General features: G+C 64.2%; 16 protein-coding genes. 11 read left to right on the top strand and 5 right to left on the bottom strand.

The features are described 5' to 3' along the window. Positions 1-53 precede the first annotated feature (53 nt). Together CPI83_RS00285 and CPI83_RS00280 are read left to right on the top strand one after the other, a co-directional pair. Complete coding sequence (locus tag CPI83_RS00285) at positions 54-1,223, top strand: MFS transporter (RefSeq protein ID WP_019746181.1); 1,170 nt, start codon at positions 54-56, stop codon at positions 1,221-1,223. A gap of 4 nt (positions 1,224-1,227) precedes the next feature. Beyond that, positions 1,228-2,208, top strand: coding sequence for a bile acid:sodium symporter family protein (locus CPI83_RS00280; RefSeq protein WP_003942582.1), 981 nt, complete (start codon positions 1,228-1,230; stop codon positions 2,206-2,208). Here CPI83_RS00280 and CPI83_RS00275 read toward each other — a convergent pair. Genes CPI83_RS00275 through CPI83_RS00265 form a run of 3 tightly spaced genes read right to left on the bottom strand, consistent with a single transcriptional unit; the run spans position 2,201 to position 3,829 of the window. Beyond that, positions 2,201-2,419 carry a hypothetical protein gene (locus CPI83_RS00275; RefSeq protein WP_019746182.1) on the bottom strand — a complete coding sequence of 73 codons (219 nt, stop codon included), beginning with the start codon at positions 2,417-2,419 and terminating at the stop codon, positions 2,201-2,203. The genes CPI83_RS00280 and CPI83_RS00275 overlap by 8 nt on opposite strands. Positions 2,420-2,474: 55 nt before the next feature. Continuing rightward, entirely contained in the window at positions 2,475-3,080 is a 606-nt protein-coding gene (locus CPI83_RS00270; protein WP_021342282.1) for a YqgE/AlgH family protein, read from the bottom strand. Positions 3,081-3,133: 53 nt separating this feature from the next. Continuing rightward, a complete protein-coding gene (locus CPI83_RS00265; RefSeq protein WP_042953485.1) occupies positions 3,134-3,829 on the bottom strand; it encodes a TetR/AcrR family transcriptional regulator in 696 nt (231 codons plus the stop codon). Positions 3,830-3,963: 134 nt separating this feature from the next. Between CPI83_RS00265 and CPI83_RS00260 the strand changes: the two genes are divergently transcribed. From CPI83_RS00260 to CPI83_RS00245, 4 genes are read left to right on the top strand one after another with little or no spacing between them, the layout of a single operon-like run. Next, positions 3,964-4,905: an NAD-dependent epimerase/dehydratase family protein gene (locus CPI83_RS00260; protein WP_097386595.1), complete on the top strand. Its 942-nt coding sequence runs from the start codon at positions 3,964-3,966 to the stop codon at positions 4,903-4,905. 54 nt (positions 4,906-4,959) lie between these two features. Beyond that, positions 4,960-5,583, top strand: coding sequence for a TetR/AcrR family transcriptional regulator (locus tag CPI83_RS00255; RefSeq protein ID WP_097386594.1), 624 nt, complete (start codon positions 4,960-4,962; stop codon positions 5,581-5,583). Then, positions 5,567-7,204, top strand: coding sequence for an acyl-CoA dehydrogenase family protein (locus tag CPI83_RS00250; protein WP_097386593.1), 1,638 nt, complete (start codon positions 5,567-5,569; stop codon positions 7,202-7,204). The genes CPI83_RS00255 and CPI83_RS00250 overlap by 17 nt, the downstream gene beginning before the upstream one ends. Before the next feature lie 23 nt (positions 7,205-7,227). Then, on the top strand, positions 7,228-8,535 hold the full coding sequence (locus CPI83_RS00245) for an MFS transporter (protein WP_021332609.1): 1,308 nt from the start codon (positions 7,228-7,230) through the stop codon (positions 8,533-8,535). Here the strand turns inward: CPI83_RS00245 and CPI83_RS00240 are convergent. After that, the gene (locus tag CPI83_RS00240; protein WP_019746191.1) at positions 8,519-9,970 is read right to left on the bottom strand and encodes a CCA tRNA nucleotidyltransferase; all 1,452 of its coding nucleotides are present in this window, start codon (positions 9,968-9,970) and stop codon (positions 8,519-8,521) included. The genes CPI83_RS00245 and CPI83_RS00240 overlap by 17 nt on opposite strands. 111 nt (positions 9,971-10,081) lie before the next feature. Here CPI83_RS00240 and CPI83_RS00235 point away from each other — a divergent pair, with 111 nt between their 5' ends. From CPI83_RS00235 to CPI83_RS00215, 5 genes are read left to right on the top strand one after another with little or no spacing between them, the layout of a single operon-like run. Further along, positions 10,082-10,669 carry an NUDIX hydrolase gene (locus CPI83_RS00235; protein ID WP_019746192.1) on the top strand — a complete coding sequence of 196 codons (588 nt, stop codon included), beginning with the start codon at positions 10,082-10,084 and terminating at the stop codon, positions 10,667-10,669. Beyond that, positions 10,666-13,020 (top strand): DUF6049 family protein, encoded by a 2,355-nt coding sequence (locus tag CPI83_RS00230; RefSeq protein ID WP_070384690.1) that lies wholly within the window; start codon positions 10,666-10,668, stop codon positions 13,018-13,020. The genes CPI83_RS00235 and CPI83_RS00230 overlap by 4 nt, the downstream gene beginning before the upstream one ends. After that, positions 13,017-17,036 (top strand): lipid II flippase MurJ, encoded by a 4,020-nt coding sequence (locus tag CPI83_RS00225; RefSeq protein WP_097386592.1) that lies wholly within the window; start codon positions 13,017-13,019, stop codon positions 17,034-17,036. The genes CPI83_RS00230 and CPI83_RS00225 overlap by 4 nt, the downstream gene beginning before the upstream one ends. 47 nt (positions 17,037-17,083) lie before the next feature. Then, a complete protein-coding gene (sigM, locus tag CPI83_RS00220) occupies positions 17,084-17,710 on the top strand; it encodes an RNA polymerase sigma factor SigM (protein WP_097386591.1) in 627 nt (208 codons plus the stop codon). 53 nt (positions 17,711-17,763) lie between these two features. Then, positions 17,764-18,480 (top strand): hypothetical protein, encoded by a 717-nt coding sequence (locus CPI83_RS00215; protein ID WP_060938755.1) that lies wholly within the window; start codon positions 17,764-17,766, stop codon positions 18,478-18,480. Positions 18,481-18,489: 9 nt separating this feature from the next. Here the strand turns inward: CPI83_RS00215 and CPI83_RS00210 are convergent, their stop codons facing one another. After that, positions 18,490-19,056 carry a TetR/AcrR family transcriptional regulator gene (locus tag CPI83_RS00210; protein WP_020909857.1) on the bottom strand — a complete coding sequence of 189 codons (567 nt, stop codon included), beginning with the start codon at positions 19,054-19,056 and terminating at the stop codon, positions 18,490-18,492. Between the last annotated feature and the right edge of the window lie 89 nt (positions 19,057-19,145).

Genomic DNA, 19,145 nt, shown 5'->3' with positions numbered 1-19,145 from the left:
CAGCTGTCGCCACCGAAGTACGCACACGCCGCACCAATCGACACTTCTACGGCGTGGGCTACGTCCTCACCGTGATCCTTCTGGGCGCGAACATGCCCACCTCCGTCTACGGGCTGTACCGGACCGAGTTCGGATTCACGCCAACCATCCAGACGCTCATCTACGGCGTCTACGTCGCCGGCCTCGTTCCGGCGTTGCTGTTCTTCGGACCGCTGTCCGACGCCCTCGGCCGACGCACCGTGCTTCTGACTGCACTCGCGCTGAGCGTCGTCGGCACACTCGTTCTGGCATTCGCCGACGCGACGGTGTGGTTGTTCGTCGGACGCGTTGCTCAGGGAATCGCGGTGGGCGCGGCCAGTGCGGCGGGCAGCGCCGCGTTGGTGGAGCAGGAACCGAATTTCGATCACCGACGGGCAGCGCTCGTATCGACGGTGACGGGCGCGTTGGGTGGTGCACTCGGACCACTCGTGTCCGGTGCGATCGCCCAGTACCTTCCGCAACCGCTGCGGTTGCCGTATCTGATCTTCCTCGTCGCGTTCATCCCGGCACTGATCGTGTTGCTGCTACTGCCGCGGATCGGGGACATCACACGCCCGAAGCGGTTCTTCCAGATGCCGCATGTTCCCGCCACCATCCGAGAGACGTTCTGGCTCAGCTCGCTCGCCGTCGCGCTGTCGTGGGGCGCAGTCGGACTCTTCCAGTCGGTGGTCCCGTCGTGGATGACCAGCCTGCTGAACATCGACAACCTCCTACTCGGCGGCGGAGCAGCTGCACTGGTCATGATCTGCTCGGTGATCGCGCAGCTCGGCGGGAGTCGTATGGACCCGCGGACGTCCGTCACCGCCGGCCTGGGAATCCTCGCTCTAGGAATGATCGGCCTACTCGTGGTCGACCTCGTCCCCAGCCTTGCGCTGCTGGGCGTCATCACCGTGGTGGTCGGCGCCGGGCACGGTCTGGCGTTTGCCGGCGGCATGAAACGCGTCAACGCCGCCGCCCGAATCCACGCCCGCGAGAGCCACGGCGGAGTTCTGGCGGCATTCTTCACCGTCAGCTACGCGGGACTGGCGATCCCGTCGATCATCGCGGGTATCGCCATCACCATCCAGGGAATGCAGACGGCCATCATCGAACTGTCGATCGTCGGGACGCTGCTGTGCCTGGCCGTGATGGGCTTCAACCTTCGTGGGGCTCGAGAGCCCGTCGACGCACGCCGTTATCCTTAGCCAGGTGAAGTTTCTCAGTAGGTTCTACATCGACGGGTTCATCCTCGGCATCATCATCGCCGGCGTGCTCGGAAGTGTGTTCCCGGTATCGGGTACCGCGGAGAGCATTCTGAACTGGGCCACCAAGATCGCCATCGGCTTCCTGTTCCTGCTCTACGGTGCACGGCTCTCGCCGCAGGAAGCCTGGAAGGGCGTCAAGCACTGGCGACTGCACACTGTCGTCCTTGCCGCGACGTTTGTGCTCTTCCCGCTCATCGGCCTTGCGCTGCGATTCCTGTCGCCGACCCTGATCAGCGACGAGCTCTACACCGGCATCCTCTACATGTGCCTCGTTCCGTCGACGGTTCAGTCGTCGATCGCGTTCACTTCGATCGCAAAGGGAAACGTCGCCGGCGCGATTGTCAGTGCGTCGTTCTCCAACCTGATCGGCGTCTTCGTCACCCCGTTGCTGGTGGTTCTGCTGATGAATACAACGGGCCAGGCGACGGTCGACTTCTCGTCGATCCTCGACATCGTCGTGCAGCTGCTGATCCCGTTCATCGTGGGCCAGCTGATCCGCCCGCTGGTGATCGGATGGCTGCAGAAGTATGCCGAGCCCACCAAGTACGTCGATCGCGGATCGATCCTCCTCGTTGTCTTCGCCGCCTTCAGCGAGAGCATGAAAGAGGGGATCTGGAGCACCATCACGATCTGGCAGATCGTGATCCTCACAATCGTGTGCTGCCTGATCCTCGCGCTGGTTCTCGGCGTGACCACTCTCGCGGGGCGCAAGCTCGGGTTCGACCTTCCCGATCAGATCGTCATCATCTTCTGCGGGTCGAAGAAGTCCTTGGCGACAGGCCTACCGATGGCGGCTGTACTGTTCGCGGGCCAGCCCGTCGGCCTGATCGTGTTGCCGCTGATGATCTTCCATCAGATCCAACTGATCGTCTGTGCTGCGATGGCGCAACGCTTCGCGAATCGGGATCCGGTGAGCGTCAGCTAGCGAGCAACTCGCCTCGGGTCGCGTCGACGCAGCCACAACCGCCCTGCAGTTCAGCACAATCGATGGACAACGCATGGCGACTCGATGCCAGGTCGACGCAGTTCACCCCGGTGCATTCGAGTGATCCGTCGGCATGTCGCAGCAAAGAATCGTGGCAGTGATCGACATCCGAAACACAATCCGCGCACTGGATCTGACGCTCAGCGATCATTGCTGCCACCTCTCTCGAAAACGATGACACAGGAATATCATCGACCTCCGACAGATCAGTTTCGTTCCACTTCGATGGGATGGCTGGCCAGCATTGCCACGGGGAGCGGTTGGCGTCGTAGCACTCGTGCCCAAACATCGACTCGGGGCGGCGTCAGCACATCGGACGGCAGTGAGCTGATCACCATCCAGTCTTCACGCTCGAGTTCCGAATCCAGCTGCCCCAGAGTCCAACCCGAGTAACCGGCAAAAATGCGGATCCCTTCGACCAGAGGAGCGATGACCTCCGGGTCCGAGTCCAGATCCACCATGACAACTTTGCCGTCCACCCGCCGCAGGCCGGCGACGCCGTCGATCCGTGCACCGTTGCGAGCGATACCCAGGCAGAGCGCGGAGTCACGCTTGACGGGTCCACCGATGTACAGGGCGGAAGGATGCGCGGTCAGCGGTGACCACTGCGGCAACACGTTCTGCACGGCCGTCTCACTCGGCCGATTGAGGATGACGCCAAGGCTCCCGGCGTCGTTGTGCTCGATCATGTAGATGACGGTGCGGCGAAATGCGGGTTCCGTGAGGTCGGTCGACGACACCAACAAACTGCCCGGACGAACCTCCGGTTCTATCCAGGCCATTCGATCCTCGGGTTCTTCTGCGTGCGCCACAAAGACATCATCTCACCGACAACTGCGTGCGGAGGAACGAGACACAGGCGTGTTCAGGTCAGACCCGCCACATCGGCAAGTAGTGCCAGATGCCGCTCGAAAATCTCACTCGCATCGGTGAACGTATCGCTTCCGTACTGCCCGAACACCTCGAAGTTCACCGAACCGAACAGCGATACCCAGACGAGAGTTGCGCGCACCGCGGCATCCGGCGGCAGTTCGGTGCCCAGTTCTTTCCGCACTCCCTCGAGGTCCGTTGCCAGCGTGTCACTCAGGTCCGGGCCCTCTCGCACCGTGAGTGCACCCGCGCGATGGGCGGCGTCGATGATCCCGATCAGCCGGGTCACGACGAGGGTGCCAGGGCCGGTGGTCTGCTCGCCCGGAGCGTCGTAACCGGGGACGGGGCTGCCGAACAGCAGACCGTATCGAGCCGGCTCCCGGATCGCCCAACTCCGGACGGCACGTCCGAGAGCAATGAACTGTCCGCGAAAATCTTCTGCTGCAACGGCATTCACGGCGGAGTCCACTTCCGCGCCCAGTTCCGTGTACCCGTCCACCACCAGCAAGGTCAGCAGTTCGTCGCGACTGGCGACGTAGCGGTACACCGCTGAGGACACGACTCCCAGATCACGCGCGACGGCCCTCAAGGACAACGCGGCGGCGCCGACGGCAGCAAGATGCTCGCGCCCGATCCGGGTGATGTCCTGCAGCGTCTGTTCGCGCGCCCGCTCTCGGGGAGTCCCAACCATGAGTCCATCTTGCCCCATGACCGAGAGCAGTATCAACAAAAGAGAGCACTGCTCTTGACAGCGCTGGGGCGCGGATGCATTCTTGAAAACGAGAGCAGTGCTCTCAGTTCACCCGAAACGAGAAGGAGCACACCATGTCGAACCTCGAAATCGTCACCGGAGCAGGACCCGTCGGATCCGCCGTCGCGCTACAGCTCGCCGAGCAGGGAATCAACGTCCGGCTCCTGACCAGGTCCGGCAGCGGGCCCGAGCACCCGCTGATCGACCGCCGACGCGTCGACGTCTCGGATTCCGAGGCCCTGCGCTCGGTCAGCGAGGGCGCCACGGCCATCTACCACTGCATCCACGCCGCCTACAACGCAGCCGATTGGGAGCGGGAACTCCCGGCGGCCGAGAAGGTTGTGCTCGACGCAGCCGCATCCATCGGAGCCGTCGTGGTCTTCCCCGAAAGCCTCTACGCCTACAACTCCGACACCCTGATGACCGAATCCGATCCACGCAACGCCACCGGCGGCAAGCGCGGAGTGCGCACCGCGCTGCTGCGTGCCCGCGAGGCCTCCGCAACACCCACCGTCAGCGTCGTGGCCTCGGACTTCTTCGGTCCCCGCGTCCGCACCGCCCACGCCGGCGAGCGCATGGTTCCGAAGGTCATGGCAGGTAAGAAGATTCGTGTCATCGGTTCCGCAGACCAGCCGCACTCCTTCACCTACATCCCCGATCTCGCGGCGGCGATGATCGCAGCAGCACACAACCCCGAACTCTGGAACTCCGTCATCCACGCACCCACCGGCCCCGCGCTCACTCAGCGCAAGATCGCCGAGGCCTTCGCTCGAGCCGCCGGGGCGTCCCCCGCCAAGGTGGGTGTCCTGCCCGCCTGGGTGCTCGACGCCGTCGGCAAGATCAACACCGACAGCCGCGAACTCGCGGAAATGAACTACCAGTTCACCAAGCCGTTTGTCATGGACTCGAGCGCCAGCGAAGTGCTGCTCGGACTCTCGCCGACGCCGCTCGATCAGGCCGCCGAAGAGACCGTCGCGTGGTGGCGCGCGGAACAGGCTCGCACCGCTGCTGCCTGAATCTGGAGGTGGGGGCTCTTGACGCAAGAACAGAACGGGTGTTCACTTCTTCACATGGCCTATCGCCGCACTCCGGCAATACAAGAAAGACTGGACGCCCAACGCGCCCGACTGCTCGACGCGGCCACGACGGCAGTGGCAACCCACGGTTATGCGGGCTGTTCCATCGCCGCGGTGGCCAAGAACGCCGGCGTCGCCACCGGGACGCTGTATCGACATTTCGACGGCAAGGGTGAATTGTTCGCCGAGGTGTTCCAATCAGTCTGCAGCCGTGAGGTATCCGCGGCCCGGGACGCCGGAGACAATGCCCGAAGTCTGGAAGGCAACCACCGCTCCGCGGTATCGGCGTCGGTTCGCACCTTCGCCGAACGTGCCATGTGTGCACCGGTTCTCGCCTATGCACTGCTGGTGGAGCCGGTGGATCCACTCGTCGACGAACAGCGACTCATGTTTCGCGAATCGTTCCGCGATTGCCTGGCCACCGCAATTCGCTCGGCAGTCGACACCGGTGAGATACCGTCGCAGGACGCCACTCTGACGTCAGCGTGCATCGTCGGGGCAATCGGCGAGGCCCTGATCCTTCCGCTGCGCGGCGGCACCACGGATCCCGCTGCGATCGATGCCATCCTCGCCTTCACCCTTCGATCGTTAGGGAGTTTCGATGACACCCACGCATGAAGTCACCAATCAGGTACCGCCCCTGATCGATTACGACGCAGCCGAATACGCGCCGATCCTCGAGGCACTACACCGCGAGGGAGCTTCGGACGCAGCCGAAGAGGTTCATCGCGTCGGGGTCCGCGCCGGCAGCGCGCAAGCTCAGGAGTGGGGCGACCTGGCCGAGGAGCACCCACCTGTCCTGAGAACCCACGACCGCTACGGCAACCGCATCGACGAGGTCCGCTACGACCCCGCCTATCACCAACTCATGAGCACCGCAGTGGAATTGGGACTGCACGGCGCTCCGTGGGTTGACCCGAATCCACACGCACACCTCGTCCGCGCCGCGAAGATGGCCGTGTGGGGTCAAACCGACGCCGGCCACGGCTGCCCCATCTCCATGACGTACGCCGTGATCCCAGCGCTGCGGCACAACGCGGATCTTGCCGCTCAGTACGAACCCCTCCTGACCACCCGCCACTACGATTCGGCGCTGAAAGCTCCCCTCACCAAACCCGGATTGATCGCCGGAATGTCGATGACGGAAAAACAGGGCGGTTCGGACGTGCGTGCCGGAACCACAAGGGCAGTGCCACAATCCGACGGTAGCTATCTCCTGACAGGCCACAAGTGGTTCACCTCCGCACCGATGTCGGACGTGTTCCTCGTCCTCGCCCAGGCGCCGGGCGGTCTGTCGTGCTTCTTCCTTCCTCGGGTCCTGCCGGACGGCTCGCTCAACAACATGTACCTGCAGCGCCTGAAGGACAAGTTGGGAAATCATTCCAACGCGAGCAGCGAGGTCGAGTACCGCGACGCTCTCGCGTGGATGGTCGGCGACGAAGGCCGGGGCGTGCGCACCATCATCGAGATGGTCAACATGACCAGGTTGGACTGCACGATCGGCACGGCCACCGGCATGCGCGTCGGCACGCTGCAGGCAGTTCACCATGCGAATCATCGAAGTGCGTTCGGCGCCAACCTGATCGACCAACCTTTGATGCGCAATGTTCTCGCAGATCTGGCGGTGGAATCGGAAGCGTCGACTACCGTCGCGATGTGGCTGGCCGCTCTGACCGACCGCGCAACGTCGGGCGATGCCCACGCGAGCGCCCTACGACGCATTTCATTGGCCGTGAGCAAGTACTTCGTCTGCAAGCGCGGACCGATCCACGCTGCCGAGGCACTCGAGTGTCTGGGCGGAAACGGATACGTGGAGGAATCCCGGATGCCGCGCCTCTATCGCGAGGCTCCGCTGCTCTCGGTGTGGGAAGGGTCGGGCAACGTCGCGGCGCTCGACACTCTGCGGGCGATGGCGAAGCAACCCGAAACGCTGCAGGTGTTCTTCGACGAACTGAAACAAGCGAGTGGCGTGGACGCCCGCTTCGATCAGACCGTGCGGGATCTCGAGGTGGCATTCGGCGATTTCGACGACATCGAATACCGGGCACGAAAGATCGTCGGTGACATGGCACTCGCACTGCAAGCCTCGCTGCTGCTCCGCTACGGGCACCCCGCGGTGGCCGACGCATTCTGCGCGAGTCGGCTCGGAGATAGCTGGGGGAGCGTGTTCGGGACCCTGCCGAGGGGGATCGACATCGCGCCGATCCTCGAGCGGGCCACCGTCAAGATCGGCGCCTGACCCACCCACTACAGTTTCCGCTTATGAACCGAGCCTCGAACCGCCGCGAGGCCTGGCAGCGGGTACTGCACACCCTGCGTGAATCACCCGGCCTGGGAAGGCTGGCGCTCGTCCGCTTTTCCAGCCAGTTCGGCGACGGAATGTTCCAGGCCGCGCTCGGCGGCGCAATCCTCTTCAACCCGGAACGTGAAACCGATCCGGTGGCGATAGCGGCCGGCTTTGCCGTACTGCTCCTTCCCTATTCGGTGATCGGCCCCTTTGCCGGCGCTCTGCTGGATCGTTGGGACCGCCGCCTGGTGCTCCTGTGGGCGAGCGTGCTCCGCGGCCTCTTCATCCTGACCACCGCGGTGCTGCTGGTCGCCGGCGGCGGTGACACTCTGTTGTTGACGTGTGCGCTTGCTGCGATCGGGGTCAGCCGCTTTGTCGGGGCAGGCGTATCCGCAGCCCTGCCGAAGGTCGTTCGACAATCGTGGCTGGTGGCAACCAATTCCGTTCTCACAACGGCTGGTTCGGTGGTAGCCGCTCTTGGTGCTTCGGCAGCGGTGGCGATCATCGGCGTGATCGGCGCGGGGGATCGAGCGTCAGGCGCCGCCGTGGCCATCGCAGCACTGGGATCGGTGATCGCAGCCCTCGCCGCGGCCAGGTTCACCGCCCGCTCACTTGGTCCAGTGGCCGACGAAGTGATTCGTGCCAGCGCCGTCCGTTCGGTAACGGCCGGACTGCGCACCGGGGCAACCGCTGTCTGGGAGGCGCCTGGCGTCACCACGGCAATGATCGGGATCGGAGCGCACCGCATCTGCTTCGGCATCAACACCCTCATCATGGTGCTGGTCCTACGCGACACCTCGAACGGCTCCCAATTACCTGGAGGGATGGCCGGATTCGGCGTCGCCGTCGGTGCAACGGCCATCGGAATGCTGATCGCGGCATTGATCACACCGTTCCTCATCCCGCGGATCGGTCGCTCACGGACGATCACGTACGCCCTGGTGTGCGCGGTGGCCGTCCAGCTCGTCTTCGTGACCACCCTGACGCAGGGATCGCTGCTGATCGCCGCCTTCCTGCTCGGCATCGCCGGGCAGTCCGTGAAACTCAGCGGCGACGCGGCCATGCAGATCGATATCGACGACGACCGTCGTGGCCAGGTATTCGCCTTGCAGGACACCGTGTTCAACGTCGCGTTCATCGGTGCGATCGCGGCAGCGTCGACGGTGATCGCACCCGACGGCAAGAGCGTCGGCCTGGCCCTTGCCGGCGCGGGTGTCTATGCCGCCGGATTGTCAGCGGTGCTGCTCAACCGCAAGAAACGAGAAACTAGCCCTGCTGGGTAGCCCACCACTTCAGCAGTTCGGCTTCGGCCTCGTCACGCTCGAGCGGGCCGCGATCCAGACGTAGTTCCTTGAGGAACGTCCATGCCTTGCCCACCTGCGGGCCGGCCGGGATGTTGAGCAGTTCCATGATGGCGTTGCCGTCGAGGTCCGGACGCACGCGAGCGAGGTCTTCCTGCTCCGCGATGCGCGCAATCCGCTCTTCGATGTCGTCGTACGTGGCCTGCAACTGCGCGGCGCGGCGCTTGTTACGCGTGGTGCAGTCGGCCCGGACGAGCTTGTGCAGCCGGGGGAGCAGCTCGCCCGCGTCGGTGACGTACCGCCGCACTGCCGAATCGGTCCACTGTCCCTTGCCGTAGCCGTGAAAACGCAAGTGCAGGAACACGAGCTGCGAAACGTCGTCGACCATCTGCTTCGAGAATTTCAAGGCACGCATGCGCTTGCGCACCAGCTTGGCGCCAACCACCTCGTGGTGGTGGAAGCTGACGCCACCGCCTGGCTCGTTACGCTTGGTATCCGGCTTGCCGATGTCGTGAAGCAGTGCAGCCCAACGCAATACGAGGTCGGGATCGCCTTCTTCGAGATCGATCGCCTGCTGGAGCACGGTGAGAGAGTGCTGGTAGACGTCCTTGTGCTGGTGATGCTCGTCGATCTCGAGCTTCATCTGCGGAACCTCGGGCAGCACGTATGCAGCCAGTCCGGAGTCGACCATCATGTTGATGCCGTCCACCGGGTACATGCCCAGCATCATTTTGTTCAGCTCCACCTGCACACGCTCGGCGGTGATCCTTTCGATCTGCGACGCCATCTCTTTGATGGCCTCGAAAACGCGATTGTTCAACGTGAAACCAAGCTGCGAGACGAACCTGGCTGCGCGCAGCATCCGCAGCGGATCGTCGTTGAACGAGTTCTCCGGCGCCGACGGCGTATCGAGTTCCCCGGCCAGCAGGGCGTCCATGCCGTTCAGCGGATCGACAAACGTGTAGGAACCGTCCGCGCCGATCTTCATCGCCATCGCGTTGACGGTGAAATCGCGGCGCACCAGATCGTCGGCCAACGTCGTTCCGTACTCGACTATCGGATTACGCGAGACACGGTCGTAAGCGTCGGCCCGGAAGGTCGTGATCTCGATCTCCTGGCCGTGCTTGATGGCGCTGATGGTCCCGAACTCGATGCCGGTGTCCCACTGCTTGTCCACCCAGCCCTTGAGCAGAGCCTGAACCTTCTCCGGCCTGGCGTCCGTCGTGAAGTCCAGATCGCCACTGAAGCGGCCGAGGATCGCGTCGCGAACACTGCCACCCACCAGGAACAGCTCGTGACCGGCCTCGGCAAAACGCTCACCGAGCGGGTTCAACACGTCGGACAACGTGCCGAGCGTTGCAGTGGCGTCGGCAAGCAGTCGTAGGCGGCGATCAGCGTCGGAGGTAGGGACAGTCACGTGAAAGGAGCTTACTTAAGGTGCGCAAATAGCAGAACGCGCATACGAACGCGATAGACCGCTTTGCGCGGGTTACCGGGCAACGCTGCAAGGCCAACTAGTATCGATGAGGTGTCTGGTGCCGAACGAACAAACAGGAGTCGCCGCAACCCGCGGCGTCGACCTGCCGTCGGCAACCCCGATAAACCTTTGATGCGAACCGTCCGTGAAACTTCTGCGGGCGGCTTGGTCGTCGACGGCTGGGGCGGACCTCCCGAACGCCTCTGCGCTGCACTGATCGGCCGAACCGACCGCCGCGGACGCCTGCTCTGGTCGCTACCCAAGGGCCATATCGAGCAGGGTGAGACGGCCGAACAGACCGCAATGCGTGAGGTCGAAGAAGAAACCGGTATCCAGGGAACCGTCCTGGCACCGCTGGGCAGCATCGACTACTGGTTCGTGACCGAAGGTCGGCGCGTCCACAAGACCGTGCACCACTATCTCCTCCGCTTTCTCGGCGGTGAACTCTCCGACGAGGACATCGAGGTCACCGAAGTCGCCTGGGTGCCGCTGACGGAACTGCACAAGCGACTCGCATACGCCGACGAGCGCAAGCTGGCCGAACTTGCATCGCAGATGATCGCCGAAATGCCGCGACCTGAAATGCACCGACCTGAAATCCCGCGAGTACAGCACCCGAAGGAACCGGACGCCGGATGAGAATGGCTCTGCGGCGGGCCGGTGTGGCCGCTTTGGTGATGGCCGCTGTCGGTTTCGGGCCCGCGACGACGGCCGTCTCCTGGGCCGCTCCGTCCAGCCAGCCCAGTGAGCGCGCCCCGGCGCGAAACACCAACGATGCCAAATTTCTGCAGCTGACCATCGACTCCACCGCACCGACCACCGTGACGACAACCAGCGACCGCAACGTCGTGGTCAAGGGCACGGTGAAGAACGTCGGTGACCGTCCCGTCGAGGACGTCGGAGTGAGGCTGCAACGCGCTCCCGCGATCGACTCCAGTTCGGACGTGCGCGCAGCACTCGATTTCGACCAGGCTGTTTTCGACACGGTCGGCGAATTCGACACCGTTGCCACCACCCTCGACACCGGCCAGTCCAAGCAGTTCACACTCACCTTGCCGCTCCGGAGCACAACCGGGTTGTCTCTCGACATCACCGAACCGGGCGTCTACCCGATGCTCGTCAACGTGAACGGCACCCCGGAATACGGCGGGGCCGCCCGACTCGACGACGCACGCTTCCTGCTCCCAGTGCTCGGTGTGCCGGCCGCGGCCGAATCGAACGCCACATCCGGAACACCCAGTTCGTCGGCGACGGCCGTCGTTCCCCCCGACACGTCCGCCCCGATCGGCGTCACGCTCATGTGGCCGCTGGCCGACGCGCCACGACTCGTCGGCGGAATCCCGGGCGCGGTCAACGAGCCCGTGCGCCTGATCGACGACGAACTCGCCACCGAACTTTCCGACGGCGGGCGCCTGGACGCGTTGGTCGATGCGGTGGAGAACGCCACCAAGCCCGAGAGCGATACCGATCGCCGCGTCACGGATGCGCTCTGCCTGGCAATCGACCCTGACCTTCTGATCACCGTCGAGAACATGACTCGCGGATACCTCGTGGCCGACAACTCGTCAGATCCCACCGGACCGTCGCACGAAGGCCGTGGCAGCGACGCCGCCAACCAATGGCTCGGCCGGGTGAAGACCCTCGCGTCCTCGATGTGCACTACGGCGGTTCCGTTCGCCCAGGCCGATCTCGCCGCGGTCACCTCGGTGGCCAATCCGGAGTTGACGGCTACCGCGCTCGCACGCCCGGCAGACATCGTCGACAACATCCTCGGCGTGACGTCACTGCGAGATTTCGTCTGGCCGGATTCGGGTGTCCTCGACTCGGCCACCGCAGAGGTGCTGAGCGTGAATCCCACCACAGCGATGGTGGCTGACACCTCCGTCGACTCGGCAGCCCCGCAACTGTCGTCGCGGATAACCGGCTCACTCGACGCCCTTGCGTTCGACACTTCGGCAGCCGCAGCCTTGGCCGCCACCGGCTCGGAGCCGCAGGTCCCGTCGTACATCCCCGACGACACCGCGCCGACCATCGACATCGAATCGCGCAGCGCCCGGCGCCAGGACGCGCTGGGAGCGATGGCGTGGGCCGCGCTGACGCCCACGTCATTGCCGCGCAATCAGATCTTCGCGCCGCCGCAACTGTGGACCGCGGACAGCAACGACGCCACCGCCGTGCTCTCGATGCTCGCGACCCTCATTCGCTCCGGCCTCGCCTCACCTCAGGCCCTGCCCGCACTACTCGGCAGACAACCGGGGGCCACTGACGCCGCCACGCTCGACTACCCGGACCGAGCCACCCAGGACGGTCCGCAGACGTCCGTCGTCGAGACCGCAACCACCCAACTTCCGCGTATCGACGGGCTCGAAGCATCGCTCGTGGACGATCCGGCGGCTTCGCTCACCCCCCGGGGATTCACGGCACCGCTCCGCGAAGATCTACTTCGCTCGATGACCTTGGCGGATCGCCGCAACGTCGCCTCCGCATCGGTCAATCGGGCGGAGCGCGCTGCGACCATCCGCGCCGACAACGTCACCGAAGCCGTCGACGGGATGTACCGGGCCGTCAGTGTGGTGTCGCCGGGCGGCGTCTACACCCTCGCGTCGGGGCAGAGTCCGCTCCTGCTGGTGGCGCGCAACGAGTTGCCCATCGCCATCAACGTCGACCTGCGTGTGGAAGCCCCACCCGAGATGCAGATCAGTGACATCGGTCCCAAACAGCTGCCGCCGCGAGGTAGCCGACAGTTGACTGTGCCCGCGGAAATGAACGATTCTCGCAAGCTGGAAGTCAACTTCTCGCTGACCACGACAGATGGCCGCCAATTGGGTACGCCGACCAGCGTGACCGTACGGTCGAATGCGTACGGTCGTCCCCTGGCCGCCGTGACGGCGACAGCGGGAGGGTTGCTGCTGTTCCTGGCAGGGCGACGGCTGTGGCATCGATTCAAGGGTCAGCCGGACCCAGCAGATGAAGGGTACGAACGCTCATGACCGGGAATCCACCCGAGGAGGGTCGCCGCTCGGCGATCACCCGCAAGAGTGCCACGACCCGTTCGCATCCTCGGATGCCACCGTGGGAGCGCGGCTACCCGATTCAGCCGGTCAACCCCGACGCACGTTTCGACGACGCACCCACCATGACCATCCCGGTGATCCGCGACTATCCCAGATATCGCGAAGCCGAGATGGAATTCGCCGATCGGCAGGCGACCAAGTCGGACGAGTTCGATACCGACGCGCACGCCCTGGTCGGTGATCGTAAGGAAACGAACTCCCGCCTCCTCGCGGCGACGGGTTCCATCGCGATCGCGACGCTGACGAGCCGCATCACGGGATTCGCCAAGCAGTTGATGATCCTGATGGTCCTCGGCCCGGCCATCGCCAGTTCGTTCACCGTGGCCAGCCAGATCCCGAACATGATCGCGGAACTCGTCTTGGGCGCCGTTCTGACCGCGATCGTCGTCCCCGTGCTGGTCCGCGCCGAGCGGGAGGACGCCGATCACGGCGAAGCGTTTGTCCGACGCCTCTTCACGGCGTCGCTCGTCCTACTGGGCATGGCCGCGCTGCTCGCGACCCTGGCAGCACCCGTACTCACCAAATACGTCTTCCTGTCCGAAGACGGCAAGGTCAGCACCGACCTGACCACGGCGCTGTCGTATCTACTTCTGCCGGCGATCCTGTTCTACGGGCTGTCGGCACTGTTCACAGCGTTTCTGAACACCAGGCAGATCTTCAAGCCCGGAGCCTGGGCTCCTGTACTCAACAACGTCGTCGTCCTCGTGGTGCTCGTGGTCTACCGCCTGACTCCGGGCGAGATCTCGCTTGATCCGGTCTCGATGGGCGACGCCAAGCTGCTCACCCTCGGCATCGGCATCACCATCGGCGTCATCGTGCAGGCAGCCAGCCTGATCCCCGCGCTTCGCCGCGAGAAGATCTCGCTCAAGCCGCTGTGGGGTCTCGACGATCGCCTGCGCCAGTTCGGCGGCATGGCCGTCGCCATCGTCTTGTACGTCCTGATCAGCCAGATGGGCATGATCTTCGCGACCAAGATTTCCTCACATGCCGACGAAGCCGGCCCTGCCATCTACAGCCAGGCCTGGTTGCTCCTGCAGCTCCCGTACGGCGTGCTCGGAGTGACGGTTCTGACCGCGATCATGCCGCGCCTGAGCCGCAACGCTGCGGCCGACGACACCCCGGCCGTCGTGGACGATCTGTCGGTCGCGACACGTCTGACCATGATCACGCTGGTTCCGATCATCATGTTCCTGACCTTCATGGGTCCGCAGGTCGGTGAAGCACTCTACGGTTACGGCCGCTTCGGACCCGAACAGGCCGAACGTCTCGGTACTGCCGTGAGCTGGTCGGCATTCACGTTGATTCCGTACGCGCTGGTCCTGATCCAACTTCGTGTGTTCTACGCCCGCGAACAAGCCTGGACGCCGACGTGGATCGTTCTCGGCATCACTGCAGTGAAAATTGCATTCTCGGCGCTCGCTCCGGTCTTCGCCTCCAACAGCGATCAGGTCGTGATCCTGCTCGGTGCGGCCAACGGTCTCGGATACATCACCGGCGCCGTCATCGGCGGATACCTCCTGCACCGCAGCCTCGGAAACCTGCAGATGGCCAACGTGGGCAAGACAGTCTGGTCCGTCGTACTCGCCTCGCTGGCCGGTTCGCTGACCATGCTCGCGGTCGACCGCGTCCTCGGATTCGATCAACTCACCGAGCGTTTCGGCGGCCCCGGCTCGATGGTTCGCGTCGCCGTCGGCGGCATCCTGATGCTCGCGATCACCTTCACGATTCTCTACTTCAAGAAGGTTCCGGAAGTCCTGTCGGTAACAGTTGCGGTCTCCCGCAAGATTCGTTCACTGACAGGTCGCGCCGAACCGGACACACGTAACAACACCGACGACGACGTCACCGAGCTGATTCCTGCAATCAGAACGGAATCAAACGAGCAAGAACGACCGGGTGCGCTCCCGTACCCTGGTCATGGGCGTACAGGATCGCAACCCGCGCGTATTCGGGGACGGGCTATCGATGGAGAAGGAGCGAGGGTGAGCGACGACAACGTTTCCGGCAACAAGAGTGCCGGGACTTCTGCCGTGAAAGCGTCCGAACAGAAGTCAACGGCATCGTCGGGCACACCTGCATCCACGAGTTCCTCCGCATCTGCCGGCCAGAAGCCACAGCAGGGTCAGAGGCCACAGCAGCCCGCGCAGCGGCCGGTCCAGAAGCCACAGCAGGGCCAGAAGCCACAGCCGCCGGTGCAGAAGGCCGCACCGCCGGTGCCTCCGGTCAGTGTGTCGAAGACACCTTCAGCACCTGTGTCGAAGACACCTTCAGCACCTGTGTCGAAGACACCCGCGCCGAAGACGCCTGCTCCGGACAAGAAGGCACCCGAACCTCAGAAGACGGCTGCAGCTCAGACACCGCCGCCCGCTGCGCCTCGCACACCTGCCGCCGGATCCGCAGCACGACCGGCCCAGCGACCGATGCCCCGTGGACCCAAGCTCATCCCGGGCGCCTCTGTCGCCGGCGGACGCTACCGTCTGCTCGCGCCGCACGGCGGAACCCGCGGACTGCAGTTCTGGGAAGCTCTCGACGTCAAGCTCGACCGTGAAGTAGCCCTGACGTTCGTCGACGCCGATCAACGCGGTGACGACGACAGCCAGTCCGGACCGCAGGCAGTTCTCTCGCGCACGCTGCGCCTGGGAAGGATCAACTCGCCCGGTCTGGCTCGCGTCCTCGACGTCGTCCGCGGAAGTTCGGGCGGCATCGTCGTCGCCGAATGGACTCCCGGCCGCTCGCTGCGTGAGATGGCCGAGACCACGCCGTCACCGATCGGTGCAGCCCGCGCCATCCGTGCCCTGGCGGCCGCTGCCGAAGCTGCCCACCGCACCGGCGGTGCGCTGTCCATCGATCACCCGGACCGCGTTCGCATCAGCATCAACGGTGACGCCGTACTGGCGTTCCCGGCGACGCTTGCCGACGCCGATTCCACCAGCGACGTCCGCGGTCTCGGCGCCATGCTGTACTCGCTCATCACGGCGCGCTGGCCGCTCGCCGATCCGTCCGCCGGTCCCGTCGGTGGTTTGCTTCCCGCCGGCCGCGGCGCCGACGGCAACATCGTCGAACCTCGGGTCGTCCGTCCGGAGGTTCCGTTCGACATCTCGGCCGTGGCAGTTCGAGCGTTGCAGTCGGAGAGTGGAATCCGCACTGCTGCCACCGTGCAGCACATCCTCGATCAGGCGTCCGTCGTCAACGACAAGACGGAAATGATTCCGGCACTTCGTCTCGGCCACCGCGAACAGGGAGCGTCGGGTCACGCACTGAACGACCCCGAAGCCATCGAGGCCGAGAAGAAGAAGTCGACGCGGATGCTCGCGGCACTGACGGCGCTCGGTGTCTTCACCGTGATCGTCCTGATTCTCCTTGTGGTGTGGGTAGCGAGCTTCCTCTCGGGCGGCAGTAACGACACCCCGCTCAGCGAGCAGAGTTTCGGCTTGACCACCGAAGCTACTGCGCCCGAGAACAATTCACCTGCCCCCGCACCGGCGGCCGCAACCGTGCCGGTAGCCGCCTCGGCCGTAACGGTGTTCTCGCCCCAGGGCACGCCGGATCAGCCGGCAACGGCGAAGAACGCCATCGACGGCAATCCGGCCACCGCATGGTCGTCGGACTCGTACTTCCAGCCCTTCCCGTCCCTGAAGAACGGCGTCGGCCTGATGGTGACGCTCGCCGATGCGGCCAACCTGAAAAACATTGCGATCACGTCCGATTCGCCCGGAACCGTCGTTGAAATCCGTTCTGCCCCTTCTGCGAACACTTCGCTGGATCAGACCAAGGAAATCGGATCCGGTGTACTGAAGAACGGTGTGACCGACATTCCGCTCTCGTCGGACGGCTCGGGTCAGTATGTCCTGGTTTGGATTACGCAGCTCAGCACCGAATCCGGACAAAACCAGACATCCATCTCGGAGATTGCATTCACTGCCGCAAAGTGATCGCCCTTGGCCCTTCTGAAACCTACCGACTGGGCTAATATCCGCCCGTGTACAGTTATCGGGGGGGCACCGGGGGCGGAGCCGGAAATTTCGAATCCAGAAGTTTCGAGAACAAGAATCTCGAGCCGACGGATTTCGAATTGTTGACCGCTCATGTCGCGGGCGATCGACACGCGTTCCGTGAACTACTGGTCCGGCATCAGGATCATCTGTGGCACGTTGCCCGGCGTACGAGTTACTCGGACGAGGACGCGGCAGACGCACTCCAGGAGGGTCTGCTCTCCGCGCACCGCAAGGCGGCGAAGTTCCGCGGCGATGCGGCGGTGCGTAGTTGGCTCCACACCATCGTGGTCAATGCCTGCCTTGACCGGATCCGACGCAACAAATCGCGGGCCGCGTTCTCTCTGTCTTCCGAGAATGCGGAGGAACCCCGTGATCACCGCGATTACGCGGCGGGAGTGGACATGAGCCTGACCGTCGAACAAGCGCTGGCATCGCTGCCCCCTGAGCAGCGCGCTGCCGTCGTCGCCGTCGATGTCGAGGGGTATCCGGTGGCCGAGGCCGCCGAGAGGTTGGGCGTGCCCGTAGGGACCGTGAAGAGTCGCTGCGCCCGCGCGCGCAAGCGCCTCGCCGCCCAGTTGGAGGACTTTCGCGAAGGCGGGAACCATTCGTGAACCGGCCGCGTCCTATCTTGTAAGCGTCCACACCGACTGCCGAGGGAGGGTTCATGACAGATCCGTCTGTTCGCGTTCCGTCGCCTCCGTTTTCGGAGGACCTCTTGGCGGATCTTCACGCCGGGGTTCTCGATCCCGAAACCAGCGCAGCTCTGTGGCCGCTGGTACACGCAGACGCCGACGCCCAGGCATTTGTCACTACTCTCGACAGCGTCACAGCATCACTCGCGACACTGAACTCGCGCGAGGCCTCTCACGAACGGATTCCGAATTCGCTTGCCGAGCGAATCAATTCGGCACTGGATTTACAGTCCGGTCAGGACGAGCTGTCAGCAGAGACAACCGTCGTGCCGTTCCGGCGACGCCCACAAGCGTGGCTGCTCGGTGCCGCAGCAGCCGTGTTGGTGGCCTTCGTGATCGTTGTGGTCGGAACCCGAGATTCCGAACCTGCCGAAAGCGTTGTTGCTCAACCAAGCATACCGGTGACATCTGCTGTCGACGATCCGGATTCGGCGTCTCTGCTTTCACTCATCGGATCCAAAAACCTTGGACCGCTGGATGATCCGTCCAAGCTTGCCGGCTGCCTGAGCGCCAATGGCATCGACGAGGGCAGGCCGGTGCTCGGCTCGGGTGAGGTTCGCATCGACGGTGCACCGGCGATAGTCCTACTCTTCGCGGGATCGCAGCCGCGTCAGATCACTGCACTCACCGTTGGGATCAACTGCAGCGACGGGAATCCGAATACGTTGTCGGTCAAGAACATCGGCTGACGTCGACGGTCAGCGCGGTGTTGCCGCGGGTAGCAGGAGCTCGAGAATCCTCCCACGCAATGCATCCGTATCATCCTCGACCGCTATCAGACTCGAAAACATCGCTGCCCCGGCCGCCAATACCAGCACGGCCTTGGCATCGAGCAGTGCCGATTCGGGATCTTCGGCATTCTGAAGGAAGAGTTGCGTGCTCGGCCCACTGAAACCGCGCCACAATTCGTTGCGTAGGTCGTCATGGTCGCGCAGCGCAGCCAGCAGTCCCGGCGACGCAGCACGAACCTCGGGCCGCGAGAAGAGCTGAGCACTTCCCTCCACCACCCATCGGATCCAGCCGTCGCGATCGGTGCCCTCGAACGGTGTCAGGTCAGGTGTTGCACCCAGGATCGATCCGAGAACTAGATGTGCCTTCGACGGCCATCGTCGTGACATCGAGGCTCGGCTGACCCCTGCCCGTGCCGCGATCGCCCGGAGGCTGAGTTGCTCCCATCCGACCTCGAGGAGCATCGCTCGGGTGACCTCGAGGACTGTGTCGTCGATGCGTGGGTCTCGTGGGCGACCTGATCCTGTGGCGTTCATCGTGTCGAATTGTCGGACAGATTGGGAGTAGGCGCTATATCGTCGTAGTTACGAGTCCACTGGCATCGTAAAGATCAGGCCGTCGCAGG

Origin of the sequence: Rhodococcus sp. H-CA8f (assembly GCF_002501585.1) — a bacterium.
GTDB lineage: Bacteria > Actinomycetota > Actinomycetes > Mycobacteriales > Mycobacteriaceae > Rhodococcus_F > Rhodococcus_F erythropolis.
Note: the sequence above shows the minus strand (reverse complement) of the source record. Positions and strands in the feature narration are given on the sequence as shown.

Bases quoted from the DNA above. Each gene is read 5' to 3' on its own strand.
- CPI83_RS00275 (WP_019746182.1), bottom strand. From the start codon at position 2,419: ATGATCGCTGAGCGTCAGATCCAGTGCGCGGATTGTGTTTCGGATGTC.
- CPI83_RS00265 (WP_042953485.1), bottom strand. From the start codon at position 3,829: ATGGTTGGGACTCCCCGAGAGCGGGCGCGCGAACAGACGCTGCAGGAC.
- CPI83_RS00260 (WP_097386595.1), top strand. From the start codon at position 3,964: ATGTCGAACCTCGAAATCGTCACCGGAGCAGGACCCGTCGGATCCGCC.
- CPI83_RS00255 (WP_097386594.1), top strand. From the start codon at position 4,960: ATGGCCTATCGCCGCACTCCGGCAATACAAGAAAGACTGGACGCCCAA.
- CPI83_RS00250 (WP_097386593.1), top strand. From the start codon at position 5,567: ATGACACCCACGCATGAAGTCACCAATCAGGTACCGCCCCTGATCGAT.
- CPI83_RS00245 (WP_021332609.1), top strand. From the start codon at position 7,228: ATGAACCGAGCCTCGAACCGCCGCGAGGCCTGGCAGCGGGTACTGCAC.
- CPI83_RS00230 (WP_070384690.1), top strand. From the start codon at position 10,666: ATGAGAATGGCTCTGCGGCGGGCCGGTGTGGCCGCTTTGGTGATGGCC.
- CPI83_RS00225 (WP_097386592.1), top strand. From the start codon at position 13,017: ATGACCGGGAATCCACCCGAGGAGGGTCGCCGCTCGGCGATCACCCGC.
- CPI83_RS00215 (WP_060938755.1), top strand. From the start codon at position 17,764: ATGACAGATCCGTCTGTTCGCGTTCCGTCGCCTCCGTTTTCGGAGGAC.
- CPI83_RS00210 (WP_020909857.1), bottom strand. From the start codon at position 19,056: ATGAACGCCACAGGATCAGGTCGCCCACGAGACCCACGCATCGACGAC.